This window comes from Clostridium sp. (assembly GCF_032576335.1).
Classification (GTDB): Bacteria; Bacillota; Clostridia; order Oscillospirales; family Acutalibacteraceae; genus Faecalispora.
In genome coordinates, this window is sequence record NZ_JAWFXC010000002.1 from 12,214 (window position 1) to 29,553 (window position 17,340).

The 17,340-nt window shown below is 42.7% G+C and carries 18 protein-coding genes and 1 other RNA gene; 10 read left to right on the plus strand and 9 right to left on the minus strand.

Going from position 1 to position 17,340, the window contains the following annotated elements; genetic code table 11:
* Window positions 1-10: 10 nt before the first annotated feature.
* The 3 genes from larC to E7L17_RS02085 all read right to left on the minus strand — a co-directional run bounded on the left by larC (window position 11) and on the right by E7L17_RS02085 (window position 3,697).
* The gene (gene larC / locus E7L17_RS02075) at window positions 11-1,495 is read right to left on the minus strand and encodes a nickel pincer cofactor biosynthesis protein LarC (protein ID WP_316321616.1); all 1,485 of its coding nucleotides are present in this window, start codon (window positions 1,493-1,495) and stop codon (window positions 11-13) included.
* Between the two features lie 276 nt (window positions 1,496-1,771).
* Window positions 1,772-2,124, minus strand: an RNA gene (rnpB, locus tag E7L17_RS02080) — RNase P RNA component class A.
* A 46-nt stretch (window positions 2,125-2,170) separates the two neighbouring features.
* A complete protein-coding gene (locus E7L17_RS02085; protein ID WP_316321617.1) occupies window positions 2,171-3,697 on the minus strand; it encodes a nicotinate phosphoribosyltransferase in 1,527 nt (508 codons plus the stop codon).
* A 461-nt stretch (window positions 3,698-4,158) separates the two neighbouring features.
* Here E7L17_RS02085 and E7L17_RS02090 point away from each other — a divergent pair, with 461 nt between their 5' ends.
* From E7L17_RS02090 to E7L17_RS02115, 6 genes are all read left to right on the plus strand, one after another.
* The gene (locus E7L17_RS02090; protein WP_085833709.1) at window positions 4,159-4,407 is read left to right on the plus strand and encodes a helix-turn-helix domain-containing protein; all 249 of its coding nucleotides are present in this window, start codon (window positions 4,159-4,161) and stop codon (window positions 4,405-4,407) included.
* Between the two features lie 421 nt (window positions 4,408-4,828).
* On the plus strand, window positions 4,829-5,581 hold the full coding sequence (locus E7L17_RS02095) for an amino acid ABC transporter ATP-binding protein (protein WP_316321618.1): 753 nt from the start codon (window positions 4,829-4,831) through the stop codon (window positions 5,579-5,581).
* A 61-nt stretch (window positions 5,582-5,642) separates the two neighbouring features.
* Window positions 5,643-6,503, plus strand: a complete 861-nt coding sequence (locus tag E7L17_RS02100) for a transporter substrate-binding domain-containing protein (protein ID WP_316321619.1) — start codon at window positions 5,643-5,645, stop codon at window positions 6,501-6,503.
* Between the two features lie 33 nt (window positions 6,504-6,536).
* The gene (locus E7L17_RS02105; RefSeq protein WP_316321620.1) at window positions 6,537-7,241 is read left to right on the plus strand and encodes an amino acid ABC transporter permease; all 705 of its coding nucleotides are present in this window, start codon (window positions 6,537-6,539) and stop codon (window positions 7,239-7,241) included.
* A complete protein-coding gene (locus E7L17_RS02110) occupies window positions 7,241-7,927 on the plus strand; it encodes an ABC transporter permease subunit (RefSeq protein WP_316321621.1) in 687 nt (228 codons plus the stop codon). The genes E7L17_RS02105 and E7L17_RS02110 overlap by 1 nt, the downstream gene beginning before the upstream one ends.
* Window positions 7,928-7,934: 7 nt before the next feature.
* The gene (locus E7L17_RS02115) at window positions 7,935-8,966 is read left to right on the plus strand and encodes a uroporphyrinogen decarboxylase family protein (protein WP_316321622.1); all 1,032 of its coding nucleotides are present in this window, start codon (window positions 7,935-7,937) and stop codon (window positions 8,964-8,966) included.
* A gap of 188 nt (window positions 8,967-9,154) precedes the next feature.
* Here the strand turns inward: E7L17_RS02115 and E7L17_RS02120 are convergent, their stop codons facing one another.
* The 3 genes from E7L17_RS02120 to E7L17_RS02130 all read right to left on the minus strand — a co-directional run bounded on the left by E7L17_RS02120 (window position 9,155) and on the right by E7L17_RS02130 (window position 10,533).
* Window positions 9,155-9,391: a hypothetical protein gene (locus tag E7L17_RS02120; RefSeq protein ID WP_316321623.1), complete on the minus strand. Its 237-nt coding sequence runs from the start codon at window positions 9,389-9,391 to the stop codon at window positions 9,155-9,157.
* 54 nt (window positions 9,392-9,445) lie between these two features.
* Window positions 9,446-9,700 carry a TetR/AcrR family transcriptional regulator gene (locus E7L17_RS02125; RefSeq protein ID WP_316321624.1) on the minus strand — a complete coding sequence of 85 codons (255 nt, stop codon included), beginning with the start codon at window positions 9,698-9,700 and terminating at the stop codon, window positions 9,446-9,448.
* A 71-nt stretch (window positions 9,701-9,771) separates the two neighbouring features.
* Window positions 9,772-10,533, minus strand: a complete 762-nt coding sequence (locus E7L17_RS02130) for an NAD(P)H-dependent oxidoreductase (protein ID WP_316321625.1) — start codon at window positions 10,531-10,533, stop codon at window positions 9,772-9,774.
* 329 nt (window positions 10,534-10,862) lie between these two features.
* Here E7L17_RS02130 and E7L17_RS02135 point away from each other — a divergent pair, with 329 nt between their 5' ends.
* From E7L17_RS02135 to E7L17_RS02145, 3 genes are all read left to right on the plus strand, one after another.
* On the plus strand, window positions 10,863-11,177 hold the full coding sequence (locus E7L17_RS02135; RefSeq protein WP_316321626.1) for a methylated-DNA--[protein]-cysteine S-methyltransferase: 315 nt from the start codon (window positions 10,863-10,865) through the stop codon (window positions 11,175-11,177).
* A 9-nt stretch (window positions 11,178-11,186) separates the two neighbouring features.
* Window positions 11,187-11,648: a pyridoxamine 5'-phosphate oxidase family protein gene (locus E7L17_RS02140; protein ID WP_316321627.1), complete on the plus strand. Its 462-nt coding sequence runs from the start codon at window positions 11,187-11,189 to the stop codon at window positions 11,646-11,648.
* A gap of 159 nt (window positions 11,649-11,807) precedes the next feature.
* Window positions 11,808-12,644, plus strand: coding sequence for a DegV family protein (locus E7L17_RS02145; RefSeq protein WP_316321628.1), 837 nt, complete (start codon window positions 11,808-11,810; stop codon window positions 12,642-12,644).
* A 461-nt stretch (window positions 12,645-13,105) separates the two neighbouring features.
* Here E7L17_RS02145 and pdxT read toward each other — a convergent pair whose 3' ends face one another.
* Entirely contained in the window at window positions 13,106-13,678 is a 573-nt protein-coding gene (gene pdxT, locus E7L17_RS02150; protein WP_316321629.1) for a pyridoxal 5'-phosphate synthase glutaminase subunit PdxT, read from the minus strand.
* Window positions 13,675-14,547: a pyridoxal 5'-phosphate synthase lyase subunit PdxS gene (gene pdxS / locus E7L17_RS02155; RefSeq protein ID WP_316321630.1), complete on the minus strand. Its 873-nt coding sequence runs from the start codon at window positions 14,545-14,547 to the stop codon at window positions 13,675-13,677. The genes pdxT and pdxS overlap by 4 nt, the downstream gene beginning before the upstream one ends.
* 143 nt (window positions 14,548-14,690) lie before the next feature.
* Here pdxS and E7L17_RS02160 point away from each other — a divergent pair, with 143 nt between their 5' ends.
* Window positions 14,691-16,097, plus strand: coding sequence for a PLP-dependent aminotransferase family protein (locus E7L17_RS02160; RefSeq protein ID WP_316321631.1), 1,407 nt, complete (start codon window positions 14,691-14,693; stop codon window positions 16,095-16,097).
* A 42-nt stretch (window positions 16,098-16,139) separates the two neighbouring features.
* On the opposite strand, the gene E7L17_RS02165 is transcribed toward E7L17_RS02160, so the two are convergent.
* Window positions 16,140-17,234, minus strand: a complete 1,095-nt coding sequence (locus E7L17_RS02165; protein ID WP_316321632.1) for an Acg family FMN-binding oxidoreductase — start codon at window positions 17,232-17,234, stop codon at window positions 16,140-16,142.
* Window positions 17,235-17,340: the final 106 nt, after the last annotated feature.

Consider the following 17,340-nt stretch of genomic DNA (forward strand, 5'->3'; position numbering starts at 1 on the left):
TATTCCTCCATTATTTGTTTTCATCAGCATTAAGGGCCTGATAGATGGTTTGGATGGGTACACCGTTCTGTTGCGCCGCGGCTTTTATATCCTCAAACTCTCCGCTTGTCTTTGTAATGCTGCCATAGGTCGATTTTTTGACCCGAATTGCGCCATAGCGTGTATTAACCGTTTCGGTTTTTCGGTTCATCACTGTTCTTTGCACCGGAATGGTGCGAATCCCGATGGTTGAAGTTTCTTCAAATACAATTTTCTCAAGCTCTGGCAGTAAAGCTTCTTCACATAAGAAAGAAAGTGTAACCGCTGGGCGGCACTTTTTCATGTAGATGGGCGTAAAGAAAACATCCAGTGCTCCGGCATCCAACAAACGGCTCATCACATAGCCGAGCACCTCTCCGGTGGTGTCGTCCACATTTGTTTCGGCAAGTATAATACCTGGCTGCGATTTTTTCTTTCTCTTAACAGGAAGAACCTCACCGACGATTAAGCGCAGTGTGTTGGGAATCTCTAAATCGTATAGGCCGGCACCGTAGCCGATTGCCTGTATTTCCATTTCTGGCTGGGAGCCATACTCCTGTGCCAAGGCAGCTAAAATAGCAGCACCAGTGGGGGTAGCCAGTTCTTTTTGAATTCCGTTTGAATAAGTTGGAATACCGCCTTTACGAATAATCTCGAGTGTTGCCGGAGCGGGAACGGGGATAAGCCCGTGCTGGCAGCGTACAAAACCGGAGCCAACTGGAAGATGGGAGGCGACAATGCGGTCAGGCTTTATAAAATCGATACAGATAGCGGTACCCACAATATCGATAATGGAGTCGATGGCGCCAACCTCATGAAAATGGACTTCTTCGATTGGTTTTCCGTGAACTTTCGCTTCCGCTTCTGCTACAAAAGTGAACATCTTTTTTGAGAGCTGCTTAACTTGGTCGGATAGTTCACTGGTATCAATAATTGTGGTAATGTCTTGTAAATTGCGGTGAGGGGCATGCTTGTGCTCGCCATGATCATGATGATGGTGATGGCCGGGATGCTCATCGTGGTGGTGTTCATCATGTGCTTTATGTGAATGAAAACCGGAGTCTGCATGAAAATGAATTGCATGTTCGGCATATTTTTTGTTTTTATTTTTATGCTTTTTCTTTTTACTGCCAGGTTCTTTGGGCAGCTTATTTTTCCCGCATACGCAGTAAGTGCGGTGGCGCTTGCAGGTGCAGGGGGGGAGAGCCTTTTCTTTTTTCTCTTCCTGCAAATGATCGATTTCGGAGGAATTTTCGTGGTGGTGGGAATGTTTGATTTCCTCCTCTAGAATAACATCAAAATAAGTGCCAGTAATACCGTTTTTCTGTTTTTTACTGATTTGAATTTCGTAGCCATCCACTTGCAGCTTGCGAAGTTCTTGCAGTAAATACTCTTGGTCAACGCCTAAATCCAGAAATGCACCAATTGTCATGTTACCGCTAATACCGGAAAAGCAGTCCATGTATAAGGTTTTCATTCGATTCCCTCCATTTTGTATTCGCCTGCCACAAAACTTAGGCAGGGTATCATTTTAATAATATAACGATTTAAAACAAAAACCATGAAAGGTAAGCTGCGAACGGCAACTAAAACCTTCATGGTTTTGATTCATCTTCCAGTTCCTTCTTCTTTATGCCGCAAGTTATTGCGCGTACTCTCGAACAAAATGTTGAGGAGGGTACATCCTCTGTAATGATCTCGAATCATAATTATAAGGGGAAAAAGGTGTTTTGCAGGAAGTTTCTTTATAATGGTTGCGACCAGGCCTGTAAGCCGAGTTCTGTCGTGAACAGTCATCTATCTTGGCTGGGCGTTACCGCCGCAGCTCAGTGCCACCTGTTCGGGACGCGCCGGGCCGACGCATTTGTCCCATTCCGGTGTTGCTCCGAATAGGGTTTACATAGCCGCGCGGTCTCCCGCGCGCTGGTGGGCTCTTACCCCGCCTTTCCAGCCTTACCTGCACAAAAGTACAGGCGGTATCTCTCTGTTGCACTATCCCTGGGGTCACCCCCGGCGGCCGTTAGCCGTTATTCTTGCCCTGTGGAGCTCGGACTTTCCTCGGATAGGCCCTTTCGGGCGGTTACCCGCGACTGCTCAGCCTGCTCGCATCGTTCATTTTAACGAATTTTTATTTTCTTGTCAAGTAACGCTCTTATTCAAAGCGCTCAACCATAGTGTCTGAATACTTTACCGCACGAGAAGCGCTTTTTTCAAAATTGTGGTTGGTAATCAGCTTGTCCTTCATTTGCCACAACTGTTGTGAAAGGTCTACATAATAGCGGTGTGGGTTTTCAAAACGAGTAACCTCTTCCCAAAGCGTATCTACTTGTGCAGTACAGTATTCACGAATTTCGTGAACACTGCGCGGCTCCATAATACATTTCCCTTTTTTGAAAATCTGGGTCATAAGAGGAACCGCACGGAAGTTCTCGACTCTCTTACGCTTCCAAATATATTCGGGGTCAAAAATAACATAGGGAATCTCATCATCAATGAGCTCATCGTGCATGGTAATTACATCGGCAATTGCTTTCCCACTGTAACGGTCAAACAAACGCCATAGGCGTTTAAAGCCGGGGGTAGTAATTTTAGCAACATTTTCGCTAATTTTGATTTTGGGCTGAATGCTGCCGTCTTCGTTTTCAACGCCAACGAGTTTATATACGCCGCCGAACACAGGTTCAGACGCAGAGGTAATCATGCGCTCGCCAACGCCGAAGCTGTCTACCTGAGCACCCTGCATCAGCATATCGCGTATGATGTACTCATCGAGCGAGTTTGAGGCGCAGATGCTGCAATCCTCAAAGCCAGCAGCATCCAGCATCTCACGCGCTTTGCGGGAGAGATAGGTAATGTCGCCGCTGTCGATTCGAATGCCCCCGGGACGAAAACCCTTCGGAACCAATTCTTCATTAAAAATACGAATGGCATTTGGGATGCCAGACTGCAAAACATTATAAGTGTCTACCAGCAACACGCATTGGTTGGGGTATTCACGAGCATATGCACGAAACGCATCAAGCTCTGTGTCGAATAGCTGCACCCAACTGTGCGCCATTGTTCCCAAAGCGGGAATGCCAAAATCACGCTCGCAGATTGTGCAGGCTGTTCCCGTACAACCTCCAATATAGGAGGCTCTCGCACCGTAAACTGCACCGTCGAAACCTTGTGCGCGCCGTGAGCCAAATTCCATTACAGAACGACCGCTTGCTGCACGAACAATTCGGTTTGCCTTTGTTGCAATTAAGGTTTGATGGTTTATGCAGAGAAGCACCATAGTTTCAATAAATTGTGCCTGAATAACAGGGCCGCGTACCGTTACAATCGGTTCGCCCGGGAAAATTGGGGTTCCCTCCGGAATTGCCCAAACATCGCACTCAAAATGAAAATTAGCTAGATAATCAATAAAAGCATGATTAAACGTTTTGGTGGTACGCAGGTAATCTAAATCCTGCTGAGTAAATGAAAGGTTTTGTAAATATTCCACCATTTGCTGTACGCCAGCCATAATAGCAAATCCGCCGCCATCGGGTATTTTTCGAAAAAACATATCGAAATAAACAATCTTATCTTGGAAGCCGTTAGCAAAATAGCCGTTTGCCATGCTTATTTCGTAAAAATCGGTGAGCATTGTCAGGTTTTTTCCAAACGGAGTCTGAACTGTTTCCTCCAAATCCATACACCTCATTAAAAGCAATTATTATAGCATAATCTCTTTGCCGTGTTAGTGCATATTATAAATCAGAAAGCAAAGAGAAAACGTTGACGAATCAGGGTGTTTTACCCGAATTCGGGGCAAGCCTCAAAAAATATGCCGGTCACTTTGTTGAATAGTATTATAACAAGAAACCCTCTAAATAACAATGTTTTTTTGACATTCGACAAAGACGGAGTCGTTCCATTTGAAACCAGCAAATTAAACGGATTGAATCTAAAATTTTTGTATGATTTTTGTTGCGTTTTTGGATTTTATCTACTATAATGGAATGTATTCCGGATAGTGGTATTTTTATTTCTTTTAAAATACTTTGCTTTCTGAAAAGCGACAGCAATTTAGTGCCTTTTTTATTGAAGAGGGAAATCTTATTATTATTTGTCTGGCCGGCTTTAATACGGCCTGAGCAACGGGGAGATGAAAGAATGAGATTACGCAAGCAAGCCCTGGGTAATCGTAATTTGGTAGGTGCCCATGTAGAAATGGCCCGCAAGAATTTGGGTATGAAACAAAAAGAACTTTTGGCTCAGCTGCAGGTGAATGGAATTGATATGAATGCTTCCGGCCTTTCGAAGTTAGAAGGGCAAATTCGTTACGTAACGGATTTTGAATTGGTGGCTTTATCGAATATTCTAAACGTATCTGTTGATTGGCTGCTCGGTCGCGAAGACTGATTACGGCACATTATTCCAGCGCTTTATAGAAAAGAACAGCATCCCGTAAAGTGGATGCTGTTCTTTTTTTTTGCCTTGAGATAATTTCAATATTTAAAAGGAAATAACCAATCGTTCTATTTTGAAATAAAAAAAAGCATGAGCAATTATTTTAATATCTGTCAGTAAAAAACCAATCTAATAAATGATAATGAATCACAAATTTAAGATATTATTTATTATTTATATTACATGAAATTATATATTACATATCGGTATTTAGTTATATGAAATGTTAAAAATAAATTTTTTTCTGAAAAAGAGTTGACTATTCTAGCTCTGCAACGTATTCTTTATTAAACCAACTCTTGTAAACGTATAAGATTAGTATGTTTTAACGATTCAAATTGGTAAAATGATCGGCAGCAAAAGGAGGGCAACAATGATCACACTACAAAACATTCGCAAATCTTTCGCCTCCAAAGAAATATTAACAGGTATTAACCTTACGGTAGAGCAGGGAGATGTTGCGGTGATTATCGGACCCAGTGGAACGGGAAAAACCACGCTTCTGCGCTGTATGAATGGTCTGGAGAAGGCCGATGAAGGAAATATCACCATTGACCAGGTTTTCTACGATTATAAAAAATCTTCAAAAAAACAACTACTAGCGCTTCGAAGAAAAACAGCAATGGTGTTTCAAAATTACAACCTATTTAAAAATAAAACGGCTCTTGAAAATATTACGGAGGGGCTAATTACCGTACAGAAAATTCCCAAAACAGACGCAGTAATTACAGCAAAACAGCAGCTTAAAGGCGTTGGACTCGAGGGCAAGGAAGATTTTTACCCTAACCAGCTTTCTGGCGGTCAACAGCAGCGGGTGGGCATTGCAAGAGCACTTGCCTTAAATCCTTCGGTAATTCTGTTTGATGAGCCTACATCATCGCTTGACCCTGAGCTGGTTGGCGAAGTTCTTTCCGTAATGAAGCAGGTGGCAAACAGAGGAATCACAATGGTGGTTGTTACCCATGAAATGAGCTTTGCACAAAATATTGCAAACAAGGTGATTTTTATGGAGGGTGGTAACGTAGTGGAGCAAGGTTCTCCCAAAGAGGTATTTTCATCACCAAAAGAAGCGGCGACAAAACGGTTTTTAGACTGTATCTATCAGCCTTTTGTTTATCAAATATAACAGCAAACGATACACCAATTATTACTTTATGAGGGTGTCAACAAAATAAGGAGGAAATAACATGAAAACAAAACGCATTCAATTGTTCATCACAGCGGCTATACTTACGGGGCTTTTGTCGGGTTGTGCGGCAAACACCAGTGCAGGCGCAAACGCTTCTGCTGTGCAGAGTGAGAGCTCCTCTGCCGCTTCAGTCAAAACTGTGAACGTGGCTTTGGAAGCAGCTTCCCGCCCGTTAAGCTTTGAAAATGAAAAAGGCGAAATAGTTGGTTATGAGGTTGAAATACTAAAAGCCGTAGATGATCTAATTCCAGATTATCAGTTTAATGTGGAGTTAGTCGAAAGCGATGCAACTCAAATTGGTTTAGAAACCGGTAAATATGTTCTTATTGGCGGAGGGCTTTATAAAACAGCCGAACGTGAGAAAAAGTATCTGCTGCCAAATGCCATTACCGGAGTGAGCCTAATTAACATTTATGTAAGCGAAGACAATAACTCTATTCAGAAATTGGATGATTTGGTCGGTAAAAAGCTAGTACCATCCACTCCAAATGGGGGCATTTTTAATTTGCTTACTGCCTATAACAAAGAACATCCCGATAAACAGATTACCATTTCTACCGGCGATGGCATTTCGGTGGCAGATCGCTTTAAATCGGTGAGCGATAAACAGTATGATGCCTTGGTACTTCCGAACAATTTGGGATTCTCTGAAATTAAGGAACAATTGGGACTCAAAGTAAAAGCGGTAACACCTCCAGTAAAAATAAACGGAACTTATTTTGCGCTGGCAAAAGACCAAGCGGATTTATCTGCAAAGGTAGAGCAGGCATTAAAAACACTGAGAGAAAACGGTACGCTTTCCAAACTATCTGAAAAATGGTATGGGGAAGACACTATAAAATACGCTACCAATTCGTAAAAATGCTTGGTAGCAGAGGGAGCGGTACCCACAATGAATGTTGATTTTTCTTATGTATTTTATGTGGTAGGGCGAATTAGCGTTGCAATCCCTTATACACTGTTGGTCATACTCATATCTGGCAGCTTGGGCATTCTTTTGGCGTCGGGTATCGCGGCAGTGCGAATTCAAAAATGGAAGCTACTTTCGCCTTTATCAGACCTATATGTTTCGTTTTTTCGCAGCACCCCCTGCCTGATTCACATTTTTTTGGTGTATTACGGGCTGCCGCTGATTCTACGGGAATTTGGGATTGATGCGGATGGATGGAGCAAAACCTTCTATGCCTCTCTAGCTTTGATTTTATACAATGGTGCCTATATGTCGGAGTACCTTCGCCCTGCCTATTTGGCGGTGGAAAAAGGCCAACACGATGCCGCAGACAGCATTGGCATGAATGGCTTTACGAAATTTAGAAGAATTCTACTGCCTCAAATGCTGCCAATTGCTTGGCCAAACCTTGAAAATGCTTTTGTAGAGCTTGTAAAAGATACATCCGTGCTATTTGTGATTGGTTTAACCGATATTATGGGGTTGGCTAAGAAAATCATCTCCAATGATTTTGGAGTGAAGAAGCTGGAGGTCTTTCTGGCTGCGGCAATCATTTATTGGTGCATTACGTTCGCAGTGGGTAGGCTGTGCCAGATATTTGAAAAGAAAGTAATATTGGGTCATCAAACAGAAAAGCAGGTGGGATAATGCTGAGTGGTTCTATCATTTTAGAAGATATGCGCTTTATCCTTACGGTTGTTCCGTTTACCTTGGGAACGGCATTTATTGTATTGTTCTTTGGTGTTCTGCTCGGTTTGCTGGTCGCGGTCATCCGCATTTGCCAAATACCGGTGGCAAAACAGATTGCACGGGTATTCATCGACTACACCAGGGGGGTTCCGTTGGTGATTCACTTATACCTCGCTTATTTTATTCTGCCCATGGTTATCGATAGCCTTAGCCTGCTGCTTGGGCTGGGCAATGGTACTCAAGTTTCACCACTTGTGGTTCTTGTGGTAGCATATGCGTTCTATATCTCGGTTGGGCAGTCTGAAAATATTCGCGGTGCCTTTTATTCCATTGAGCCTGGGCAGTGGGAAGCGGCTTTTGCAAGCGGGATGACCGGGTATCAGGCGCTGCATCGAATTGTGGCACCGCAGGGAGTTGCGGTAGTAGTACCAGTACTTTTTAATACTTTTCTAGGGGTAATTAAGGGGCTTTCCCTTGCTTTTACCATAGGTGTAGCAGATATTTTATCTCAAGCAAAACTGGCATCAGCTCAAAATGCGCATTACCTTGAGGCGTACATTGCAGCCGCACTCATCTATTGGGTACTTTGTGGATTGCTGGATGTTGTATTTCGTCGGATTGAGCTGGCATTTAAGAAATGGTAGGTGTATTATGAATAAGTTTGAGCGAATTCAGGCGGCACTTAATGGGCAAGAGGTGGATAAAGTTCCGCTAAATGTCTGGATGCACTTTTCAGCGGTAGATCAAGACCCAAGAAGCTTAGCAGAGGCACAAGTGGCCTTTGCTCAAAAATACGACTTCGATTTTATAAAGCTCATGCCGTTTGGGCTGTATGGCGTTCAGGATTATGGCGTAAAAGTGAAAATCTTTAATCGGGTGAATGAGCCGCCAATTGTAGACGACTATGGGATACACCAAATGAAGGATTGGGAGCGGATTGAACCGCTGCCTGCTATTTATGGAACCTATGGCAAACAGCTTCAGGCTGCTCGTCATACCATTGCGTTGGCAAATGGGCAATTACCGATTATTCAAACCATTTTTAGTCCCTTAACTACGGCGAGAAAGCTTGCGGGTGAACGGATTTTGCTCGATATGAAGGATAACCCGCGTCTATTCAAGCAAGCTTTGCAGGCTATAACCGAAACAACCATTAACTTCGTAAAAGCGAATATTGAAATGGGTGTGAATGGCTTTTTCTTTGCGACGCAATGTGCCAACCACGATTTTTTAACCGAAGAACAGTACCGCGAATTTGGAGAATATTATGACCGCCAGGTTATTGCTGCGTATCAAGATGAAACGTTTTTTAATGTAGCTCATTTACATGGTGATAATGGGATGTTCGGGTTAATAGCCGATTACCCTGTAAACTGCATCAATTGGCACGACCGGTGGAGCAGCCCAACTCTAGAAGAAGCGCGTTCCATAACAGATAAATGCCTGCTGGGGGGAATTCGCGAAGCTCCTTTTTATGATGCAAACGGAGAAAAGATACGAGAGAGCATTTTGGTTTCTGGCTCGGTGGCAGAGGTGGAGCAGCATGTGCAGGAAGCAATTGTTGCTGCAGGGGATAGAGGGCTGATTATTGGCCCCGGCTGTGTGGCAAACCAAAACCTGCCTGAAAAAAATATGTATGCGCTTTGCCGCGCTGTTTACCGAGTTTCGGCTTTGGCAGTATAAAAAGAACCGTACCTGCACAAACAGGTACGGTTCTTTTCTGTAGAACAATCATCAGCACAGCCGGAGATTATTCTCAAGAAAAGTGTGCCGCGTTGGCACTGGCGCAATGCCGTCACTCCATGCAATTTTTTATTCTACTTATAATATTGCTCTGCTTTTTTATACATAGTATAATTAATTATTTAATCCTATTGTTTGGTGATGTATTCACGGAGCAAGACATGAGCCCTTTCATTTGTAAATTCGGCCAGGTATTCAATTAGATGTGGGAAATATTCAATCCCAATTTCATCCTTATGTGTTTCTATGACTACAAGCGCAGTAAAAATCGCCATAATCATTTCAGCGTATATATCCTGACGCATCCATCCCTCAGTTTGCCATTTTCTCACAATCTCGATAAAGCCGCTATAGAGAAAATCCACGCGATCTAATCCGTTTTCTTCTCGGAACTTTTTTCAATTTTATTAAACGACTCTCTATTTTACCATTCCCGTAATATTGGGTTTTCGTTCATTCCCTCTAAGTTCGACTGGAGCATCTTGCATGGGTTCGGCAGCAATGTCTATCTTCTTCATAATGCTTTCTTTCAGGGCAATATTTTCATCGTTGTAAATATACTGAAACAGTGCTTCCTCTGAAGAATAGTAATTATAAAATGTGCCCGCCGCCATTCCTGTCATTTTCATGATTTGGGCAACATTGGTATCCTTAAAGCCCTTTAAACAAAACAAATGCTTCCCTCAGCGATAGATTTCTGCTTTTTTGTCCATTTTTATCCTCCCGTTGCGCTTTGATTCCTATTTTAATATTTCATTCTATTTGCAAAAAAATCGAAAAAGTATCCCATGGCCTTTTTGAAAAGTCCTAACGAAGTAGGGTAATAATAATCGGACTCAAACCACCCGAGTTCTTTAAAATAACAGTAATCCCGGTATCCCTTGTGTTGCATCTTGCCTATCATAGTTCTGGTCATACGGAACATCATAAGTCTGAAAAGAGAAGGAGAGGAGGTACCGTTCATCATTGCTTTATAAAAGGCCTCTGCTGCCTTTTTTATTTTCTTGTCATTTTTTATGCACATAGCTTCCGAGGTGGGCTCCAGTGTCTGCAGAACACAGCCTCTTGATGTGTAAAACCCTAAATTTTCCCCCATGCTGTTCAAATACTTGACAATATTGTTACCACCAAAAATGCCTTGCGTGACAATTGCCATACTAGCCTTGCCCCAAAATCGTGGTCTATGAAAGAGAAAGGCCAGCCTGTCGAACAGATTCTTCATCCGTGCAGACACATGGAATGCATAATTCGGGGAGGCAAAGACTACACCGTCCGAACGACTTATTTTTTCCAACAGGAGATCTCGATCGTCCTTTAAGGGGCAATATTCCTCTCCCTTGTCAAAGCACAGCTTGCATCCCGTACAAAATTTCAGCTTATAATCATGTAAAAAAATGGTTTCGAATTCAATCTCCCCATACGATTTTAGATATTCTTCAAATTTGAGGACGGCGCTGTACGTTTCTTTCTTCCGCTGACTTCCGATGAGTGCGAGTATCTTTTTCATATCCGACCTCCATATTGTTGTGTTGTAATATTTGAGCAATGAATGAATAATTTATTATTCATTCATTGCTCAAATATTAGTATAAGACGATTCGTAAGTCAATAGATGAAAATCTTAAATTGGTTTGGCCGTTTCGGAATGATGCAGTTATCTGTTCAGACCAGCCTTGTACAATATCTTCTAAATTATTATGAAAAGCGATACCGTGTGAAGCATGTGGCATTTTAAAATATCTGTATTGTAAATGGTATATTATAATAGAAAGAAAAGCCTTGTATTCTACCAAGGCTTTCGATATAATCAGAGTAAATTAGAAAAGGAACCATGACATGGGACAACGGGCTTTTTCAGAACAGGTATACGAATGGGTTGCGAAAATTCCGTATGGCAAAGTCGTAACCTATGGTCAAATCGCTTTTTACATAGGTAAGCCACGCAGTGCAAGACAGGTAGGGTATGTGTTAAGTCATACCCCTTCTTTTTTATCACTTCCCTGTCATCGGGTGGTAAACCGATTGGGCGCTACTGCACCGGGATGGCAGGAGCAGCGAAGCTTATTGCAAGCGGAAGGCGTTTCTTTTCGCGAAAATGGAACGGTTAACTTAGCATGCAGTATTTGGAGACCGACTAAAGATGAAAAATGAGGTGGAATTATGTTCCCGGAAGTTAGAAGAAAAGACCGTCTCCTCCCTGAGGAAAAGGTAGAGAAGCTGCTTAAGGAAGGGGAATACGGAGTGCTGTGTACCATAGGGGAAGAATACCCGTATGGTGTACCGATAAGCTATGTTTACGACGGTAGCTCTATTTACATTCATTGTGCAACGGTTGGCACAAAGCTTGATAATTTGTTCAAAAATTCAAAAGTGTCTTTTTGTGTTGTAGGCAAAACACAGGTTCTGCCGGGAGATTTCACTACCAATTATGAAAGTATCGTTATATTTGGAATTGCGGAAGAGGTCTTTGTGCAAGAAAAACAAAAGGCTTTGGAGCTATTGCTAGAAAAATATTCATCCGAATTTATACCAAAGGGGCTCGACTATATTGAAAAAGCGCAAAGCAGAATAAAAGTGATTAAAATTACCCCGAATTATATTACGGGAAAAGGCAGAAAATAATCATATTTATAAGAGAAACACATACAGTTATTAACGTAGTTTTAAAAATCTTTACATTTGATTATGGAAATTACTAATTGATGTTTTACTTATTTAGTGGTAAACTAGAATATATCAGTATCATGTCCTGTGTCAGGCAAGGAAAGGTAGGAAAGCCCAGTGGAGTATCAGATCATTGTAGACAGTTGTGTAGATTTTAATGAAGAGGTGTTTGGTGATCCCAGTGAAATGAAGCGGATTCCCTTTCAGCTTTTAATAGATGATGAGGCTTTAACAGACGAAGGTCTGGATTCCGACGAATTAATTCGTAAAATGAAAGCCAGCAAACGTAAAATCTCTACCGCTTGCCCCTCTTTGCATGATTATTTGGAAGCGTATAAAACTTGTGCAGTTAATTATGTGGTTACAATCTCCTCTCGCCTAAGCGGTTCCTTTCAAAGTGCAATGGCAGCCAAGCAAATGCTGGAGGAATCGGGTAGCGACAGTAAGGTGTATGTAATAGACAGCAAAACTGCTGCGGCTGGACAAACGCTGGTTGCGCTCCAGCTCAAGCGTATGCTGGAACAGCAGATGGAAAGCACCCAGATACTACTTCGCATGAACCAGTACATTGCAAACTTGCAAACCTTATTTGTGCCTGTATCCTTAAATAACCTAGAGAAGAACGGCAGAATTAAAGGCATTCAGGTTATTATGAGCAAAGTGCTGCACATAATCCCAATCCTCGGTGCGAATAAAGAAGGTACTCTCGAGCTGAAAGATAAGGCTCGCGGTGAAGCGCAGGCAATGGAAAAGCTAATGAATCTCATTCGGCGCGATGCAGTTAATATGACAGAAACTGTTTTAGCGATTACACATGTAGATGCAAGAGCGAAAGCAGAGGAACTGTGTGAGAAAATTAAAAGCCTGTTTACATTTAAAGAGGTAATCATCTTTCAGGCAAGCGGCCTGAGCACGGTTTACGCGGATGATGGTGGAATTGTACTTTCTTTCTAAAATAATATAAAATAAAAGGCTCCGTTCCATTGGAACAGAGCCTTTTTTATAATAGAAAGCCTTATGAATGCGATTCTTTTACTTCTTTCCAAGATGCGAATTTTAAAATAAATCCACTAATCCATTGCACGATAATAATAAGTGCAACAAAAATAAGAAATGAAACTGGGAGTGTAAACCCGTAGATTGGTATAGCAACAGAGTCTGCAATACAATAGGATAAAATATAACCAATTATATTTACTGCAATAAATAAAATGCGCCAAGGCCAAGTAAGAGTGATGCTATGGCCGCAGTGGTCGCAAGGAACACTGCGAAAAAAGATGTTGGGAAAACGAAAGGAGTACCCAACTTCGTAACGGTGTTTACAATACTGTTGATTCGAATTCAATGGACACAAGTCCTTTCTTTTCAAAAAAAGGAACTGCAGACGTAGATACCGCTGTGAAGGCATTCTTTAGTCAAATGCGCTTACATGCTTTTTGAAGAAAATACTCTAGTATACGCGTATTGTCTGTCAGTTCAGGGTGATAGGCTGTCACTAGAATTGTATCATTTTCCGCAGCAGTTATTTTTCCGTTAAAGAATGATAGAGGGGTGACCCCCTTGCCAATGGATTCAATAAAAGGAGCACGAATAAAGGTCATTGGCAAAATACCAATCCCGCGGAATTCTTCCTGTGCCTCAAAGCTTCCCAATTGGCGGCCATAGGCATTTCGGCATGCCGTAATATCGATTCCTTTTAAATAAGGGTGTTCCTCATTTGAAATTCGATTGGCTAATAAAATTAACCCGGCACACGTTCCCCATACCGGCATTCCATTTTGAATTCTTTCTTGAATGGGTGCAAATAGTCCGGTTTGGTGCAGCAGTTTGCCAATCACCGTGCTTTCCCCGCCAGGAAGAATCAGTGCCTCCACAGTATCGTCAAAATCCTCTTTCTTTCGAATCTCTACATAGGGAACGTTCAGCTTGTTCAAAGCAGCAATGTGCTCCGCAAACCCACCTTGCAGAGCTAGAACTCCAACCTTCATATGCCGCGCTCCGCCATAAGCAGTTCAATCTCCTGCTCGTTAATGCCAACCATTGCTTCTCCCAAATCTTCCGAAAGTTCTGCTAAAAGCTTGGGGTCGTTGTAATTGGTAACTGCCTGCACAATCGCGCGTGCACGTTTGGCGGGGTTGCCAGATTTAAAAATGCCCGAGCCAACAAACACGCCCTCTGCGCCAAGCTGCATCATAAGTGCTGCATCAGCTGGCGTTGCAATGCCGCCGGCGGCAAAGTTCACGACCGGCAAACGCCCGGTTTCAAACACGCTGCGAACAAGGTCATAGGGTACCTGCAGCTCCTTCGCTGCATGGAATAGCTCATCCTCACGGGTGTTTTGAATCTCGCGAATCTGCCGGTGAATAAGGCGCATGTGGCGCACTGCCTGCACAACATCACCTGTTCCGGGTTCACCCTTTGTACGAATCATAGAGGCGCCTTCGGCAATACGGCGTAAGGCTTCCCCCAAGTTTTTCGCTCCGCAAACAAATGGAACTTCAAATTTAGTTTTATCAATATGGTAAAGGTCATCGGCAGGGGAGAGTACTTCGCTTTCATCAATGTAATCTATCTCAATTGCCTGCAAAATTTGAGCCTCGGCAAAATGCCCGATACGAACCTTTGCCATAACTGGAATGCTAACTGCATGTTGAATGCCGCGAATCATGGTAGGGTCACTCATGCGGGATACGCCACCTGCTGCACGAATATCCGCAGGAATTCGCTCCAGCGCCATAACGGCGCACGCACCGGCTTCTTCGGCTATTTTGGCCTGTTCGGGTGTTGTTACATCCATAATAACGCCGCCCTTTAGCATTTGGGCTAAGTTTTTGTTTAAGGTATATCGGTTGTTCATGAACTCTGCCTCCTTTATTCCTTTTCGTCTAGTAAATCGAAAACTTGCAAGATTTGTAAGTTTGCTCTATTATAAAAGGAAATTGATTGTGTAAAAAGAGTCAGATATGGAAAATTTAATGGTACCAGATGGGAGGCGGTCTTATGAATGAAATCAATTTGCAGCTCAACAAACAATCGGAGCTTCCGTTATTTCAGCAGCTATACGATTATTTTAAACAGGAAATTATTAGCGGTAATTGCAAGAAAAATGAGAAAATGCCATCCAAACGGCAGCTTTCTTCCTATTTGCATTGCAGCCAAAATACCATTCAGGCGGCTTACTATCAACTGGTGGCCGAGGGGTACCTTATTTCCCGGGAAAAAAGCGGTTACTATGTAGCCGATTTAGGGAACATTTTGCACATGAAAGAAGTGCCCCAAAAAGAGCATCTACATGCTCGTGAAAGAGGGAGTATCCGGTACGACTTCTCGTACCAAGGGGTAGACCACGACAGCTTTCCTTTTTCTATTTGGCGAAAACTGACCAAAGAAGTAATTAACGAATATGATCGTGACTTACTCAAGGCGGGTGACCCTAAGGGTGACCGTAGTTTAAGGGAAAGCATTGCTCATTACCTGCATTATTCGCGTGGGGTAAATTGCAGTGCCGAGCAAATTATTATTAGCTCGGGAACTGAGTTCTTACTGCAGTTGCTGATTCAGCTATTTGATACCAATTTTGTATATGGAATTGAAAACCCCGGTTATGAGAAGCTGAATATGATATTTAAGAGCAACCGTGCAAATTGCCAGCCAGTTGAATTGGATGATAGTGGAATGCGACCAGACTCCCTGCGGGAAAGCCTTGCGAATGTGGCCTGCGTAACACCGTCACACCAATTTCCAACTGGTATGGTTATGCCAGTTAGCCGGAGGATTCAACTGCTCAACTGGGCAAACGAAGCACCGAAACGATACTTGATTGAGGATGACTACGACAGTGAATTTCGGTACTCCGGCAAGCCGATTCCCTCTTTGCAGGGGATGGATGAGACCGGGCGGGTTATCTATATGGGTGCCTTCTCCAAATCACTTTCACCTGCTTTACGTGTAAGCTATATGGTTTTACCACTTCACTTGCTCAGTGAGTATGAGAAAAATCTTCGTTTCTATATTTGTCCTGTTCCCAAAATAGACCAAAAAACCTTATGCCGGTTTATGGATGAGGGTTATTTTGAGCGCCACTTAAACCGTATGCGAAACCTGTATAAGCAAAAGAGAGAGGCAATTGTTGCCACAATACATGAAAAGCTTCCACAAGCTGAAATACGGGGAGACTCCGCTGGGCTGCACTTCCTTCTGCGTGTGAATAACGGTTGGGAAGAAGCAGATTTGATTAAAGCTGCATTGAAGCAGGGAGTAAGAGTATTTGGCGTAACGCAATACTATTTTGCGTTGCCACAACAGTACCAAGATAGTTTACTGCTGCTCGGCTTTGCCAGCCTGAAAACAGAAGAAATGGAGATTGCGGTTAATTTGCTGAAAGAAGCATGGCATAAAACGCAATAAAAAAATGGTAGAAACAGTAAACGAAATAGGAGAGCGAGTTTGTCACTGCGTTTCTACGAAACTCATCACATCTTGACGCAGGCTTTGCGGAATTGGCTTAGTAGGAATGCCAACACGAATCAACATTTGAACGGTACCATTGTTCGGAGCATATGCCTGACGAAATTTGTCGTAGGGGACTTGCATTTCGGGGTATTCCTCCAGAACCTGACTCAATGGCTGCACAGTCAGACCCAATGTGTGTGCGGTAAGCACCATCCTACTATACAGCATTCCGCTTTTTACCTGCTCTTTGCGGGTGTTCCCATCTGATACAATCAGTGCATAAGCAGGAGTATTATCAATGGAGGTTTTGGTGGAACGAATCATATTTTGTGAAGCGGATTTTCCTGTATTCATGGAAGGAAAGAGCGTTACCAAACCTTGAATAATGTGTTTTGTGAAACCGGAGATGCCCTGACCTTCTACTGAGTAACCATAGCGATATTGATTTTTTTGATATTCATTGGAACGGAATATTAGACTGGATTCTTCCATTACGCGATTGGTTTCGGCTTCGATTAATGCACTTTGTAGCGCAAATTCTCCGATTCGATTTCTATTTTCGGCATCCTCATATATTTGAATGGCAATAGGTTCTGTATTGCACAAAGCGATAAGGGCATTTTTTTGCGTTACAGATAGTTTATCGGGGAGATACTCATTTCGGTTTGTATCTGGCAGAAAAATAGAATCATAGAGTGAATCGGTAGCAAAAGAAGATTTTGTGAGTGTAATTTTAGCTACCGGAAGTTGATCTATGCTATTTTTGAGTTTTGTTTCGTCGTAATCCCCATAGGGGAATAGCTGAATCTCCGTTTGAAAGCCTTGATTTTTTCCGGCGACAGCAACATATTCCATAAATGTACCCTGAGAAATCATGAATTGGCGTGCGTACGGATCGACTGCGGGCGTTAGACGAGAGCTGTCTGCATATAGATAAAACACCATCGCGTTCGTGCTGTCGAGCTTTATTTTCCAAGGCTGCATATTATGGTTACTCGCTGCAAGCAGACCATTTGCGGCAAGGCGTACTCTGGGGTCATCAAACTGTGCGGCATAGTCTTTTGACCAAGGCTCCAAATAAGACTGTTTCATAAAACCTCCGCTTACAAAGAATAGTATGGTTATTAGAAGAACGCATAGGCTGGTAATTCCTGCTATTGTTGCTTTCCATATTTTGCGTACGTTCCATTTTTTTCTC

What these genes read in the sequence shown, in the direction of transcription:
- larC (WP_316321616.1), bottom strand. Translation starts at nt 1,495, where the DNA reads ATGAAAACCTTATACATGGACTGCTTTTCCGGTATTAGCGGTAACATG.
- E7L17_RS02085 (WP_316321617.1), bottom strand. Translation starts at nt 3,697, where the DNA reads ATGGATTTGGAGGAAACAGTTCAGACTCCGTTTGGAAAAAACCTGACA.
- E7L17_RS02090 (WP_085833709.1), top strand. Translation starts at nt 4,159, where the DNA reads ATGAGATTACGCAAGCAAGCCCTGGGTAATCGTAATTTGGTAGGTGCC.
- E7L17_RS02095 (WP_316321618.1), top strand. Translation starts at nt 4,829, where the DNA reads ATGATCACACTACAAAACATTCGCAAATCTTTCGCCTCCAAAGAAATA.
- E7L17_RS02100 (WP_316321619.1), top strand. Translation starts at nt 5,643, where the DNA reads ATGAAAACAAAACGCATTCAATTGTTCATCACAGCGGCTATACTTACG.
- E7L17_RS02105 (WP_316321620.1), top strand. Translation starts at nt 6,537, where the DNA reads ATGAATGTTGATTTTTCTTATGTATTTTATGTGGTAGGGCGAATTAGC.
- E7L17_RS02110 (WP_316321621.1), top strand. Translation starts at nt 7,241, where the DNA reads ATGCTGAGTGGTTCTATCATTTTAGAAGATATGCGCTTTATCCTTACG.
- E7L17_RS02115 (WP_316321622.1), top strand. Translation starts at nt 7,935, where the DNA reads ATGAATAAGTTTGAGCGAATTCAGGCGGCACTTAATGGGCAAGAGGTG.
- E7L17_RS02130 (WP_316321625.1), bottom strand. Translation starts at nt 10,533, where the DNA reads ATGAAAAAGATACTCGCACTCATCGGAAGTCAGCGGAAGAAAGAAACG.
- E7L17_RS02135 (WP_316321626.1), top strand. Translation starts at nt 10,863, where the DNA reads ATGGGACAACGGGCTTTTTCAGAACAGGTATACGAATGGGTTGCGAAA.
- E7L17_RS02140 (WP_316321627.1), top strand. Translation starts at nt 11,187, where the DNA reads ATGTTCCCGGAAGTTAGAAGAAAAGACCGTCTCCTCCCTGAGGAAAAG.
- pdxT (WP_316321629.1), bottom strand. Translation starts at nt 13,678, where the DNA reads ATGAAGGTTGGAGTTCTAGCTCTGCAAGGTGGGTTTGCGGAGCACATT.
- pdxS (WP_316321630.1), bottom strand. Translation starts at nt 14,547, where the DNA reads ATGAACAACCGATATACCTTAAACAAAAACTTAGCCCAAATGCTAAAG.
- E7L17_RS02160 (WP_316321631.1), top strand. Translation starts at nt 14,691, where the DNA reads ATGAATGAAATCAATTTGCAGCTCAACAAACAATCGGAGCTTCCGTTA.
- E7L17_RS02165 (WP_316321632.1), bottom strand. Translation starts at nt 17,234, where the DNA reads ATGAAACAGTCTTATTTGGAGCCTTGGTCAAAAGACTATGCCGCACAG.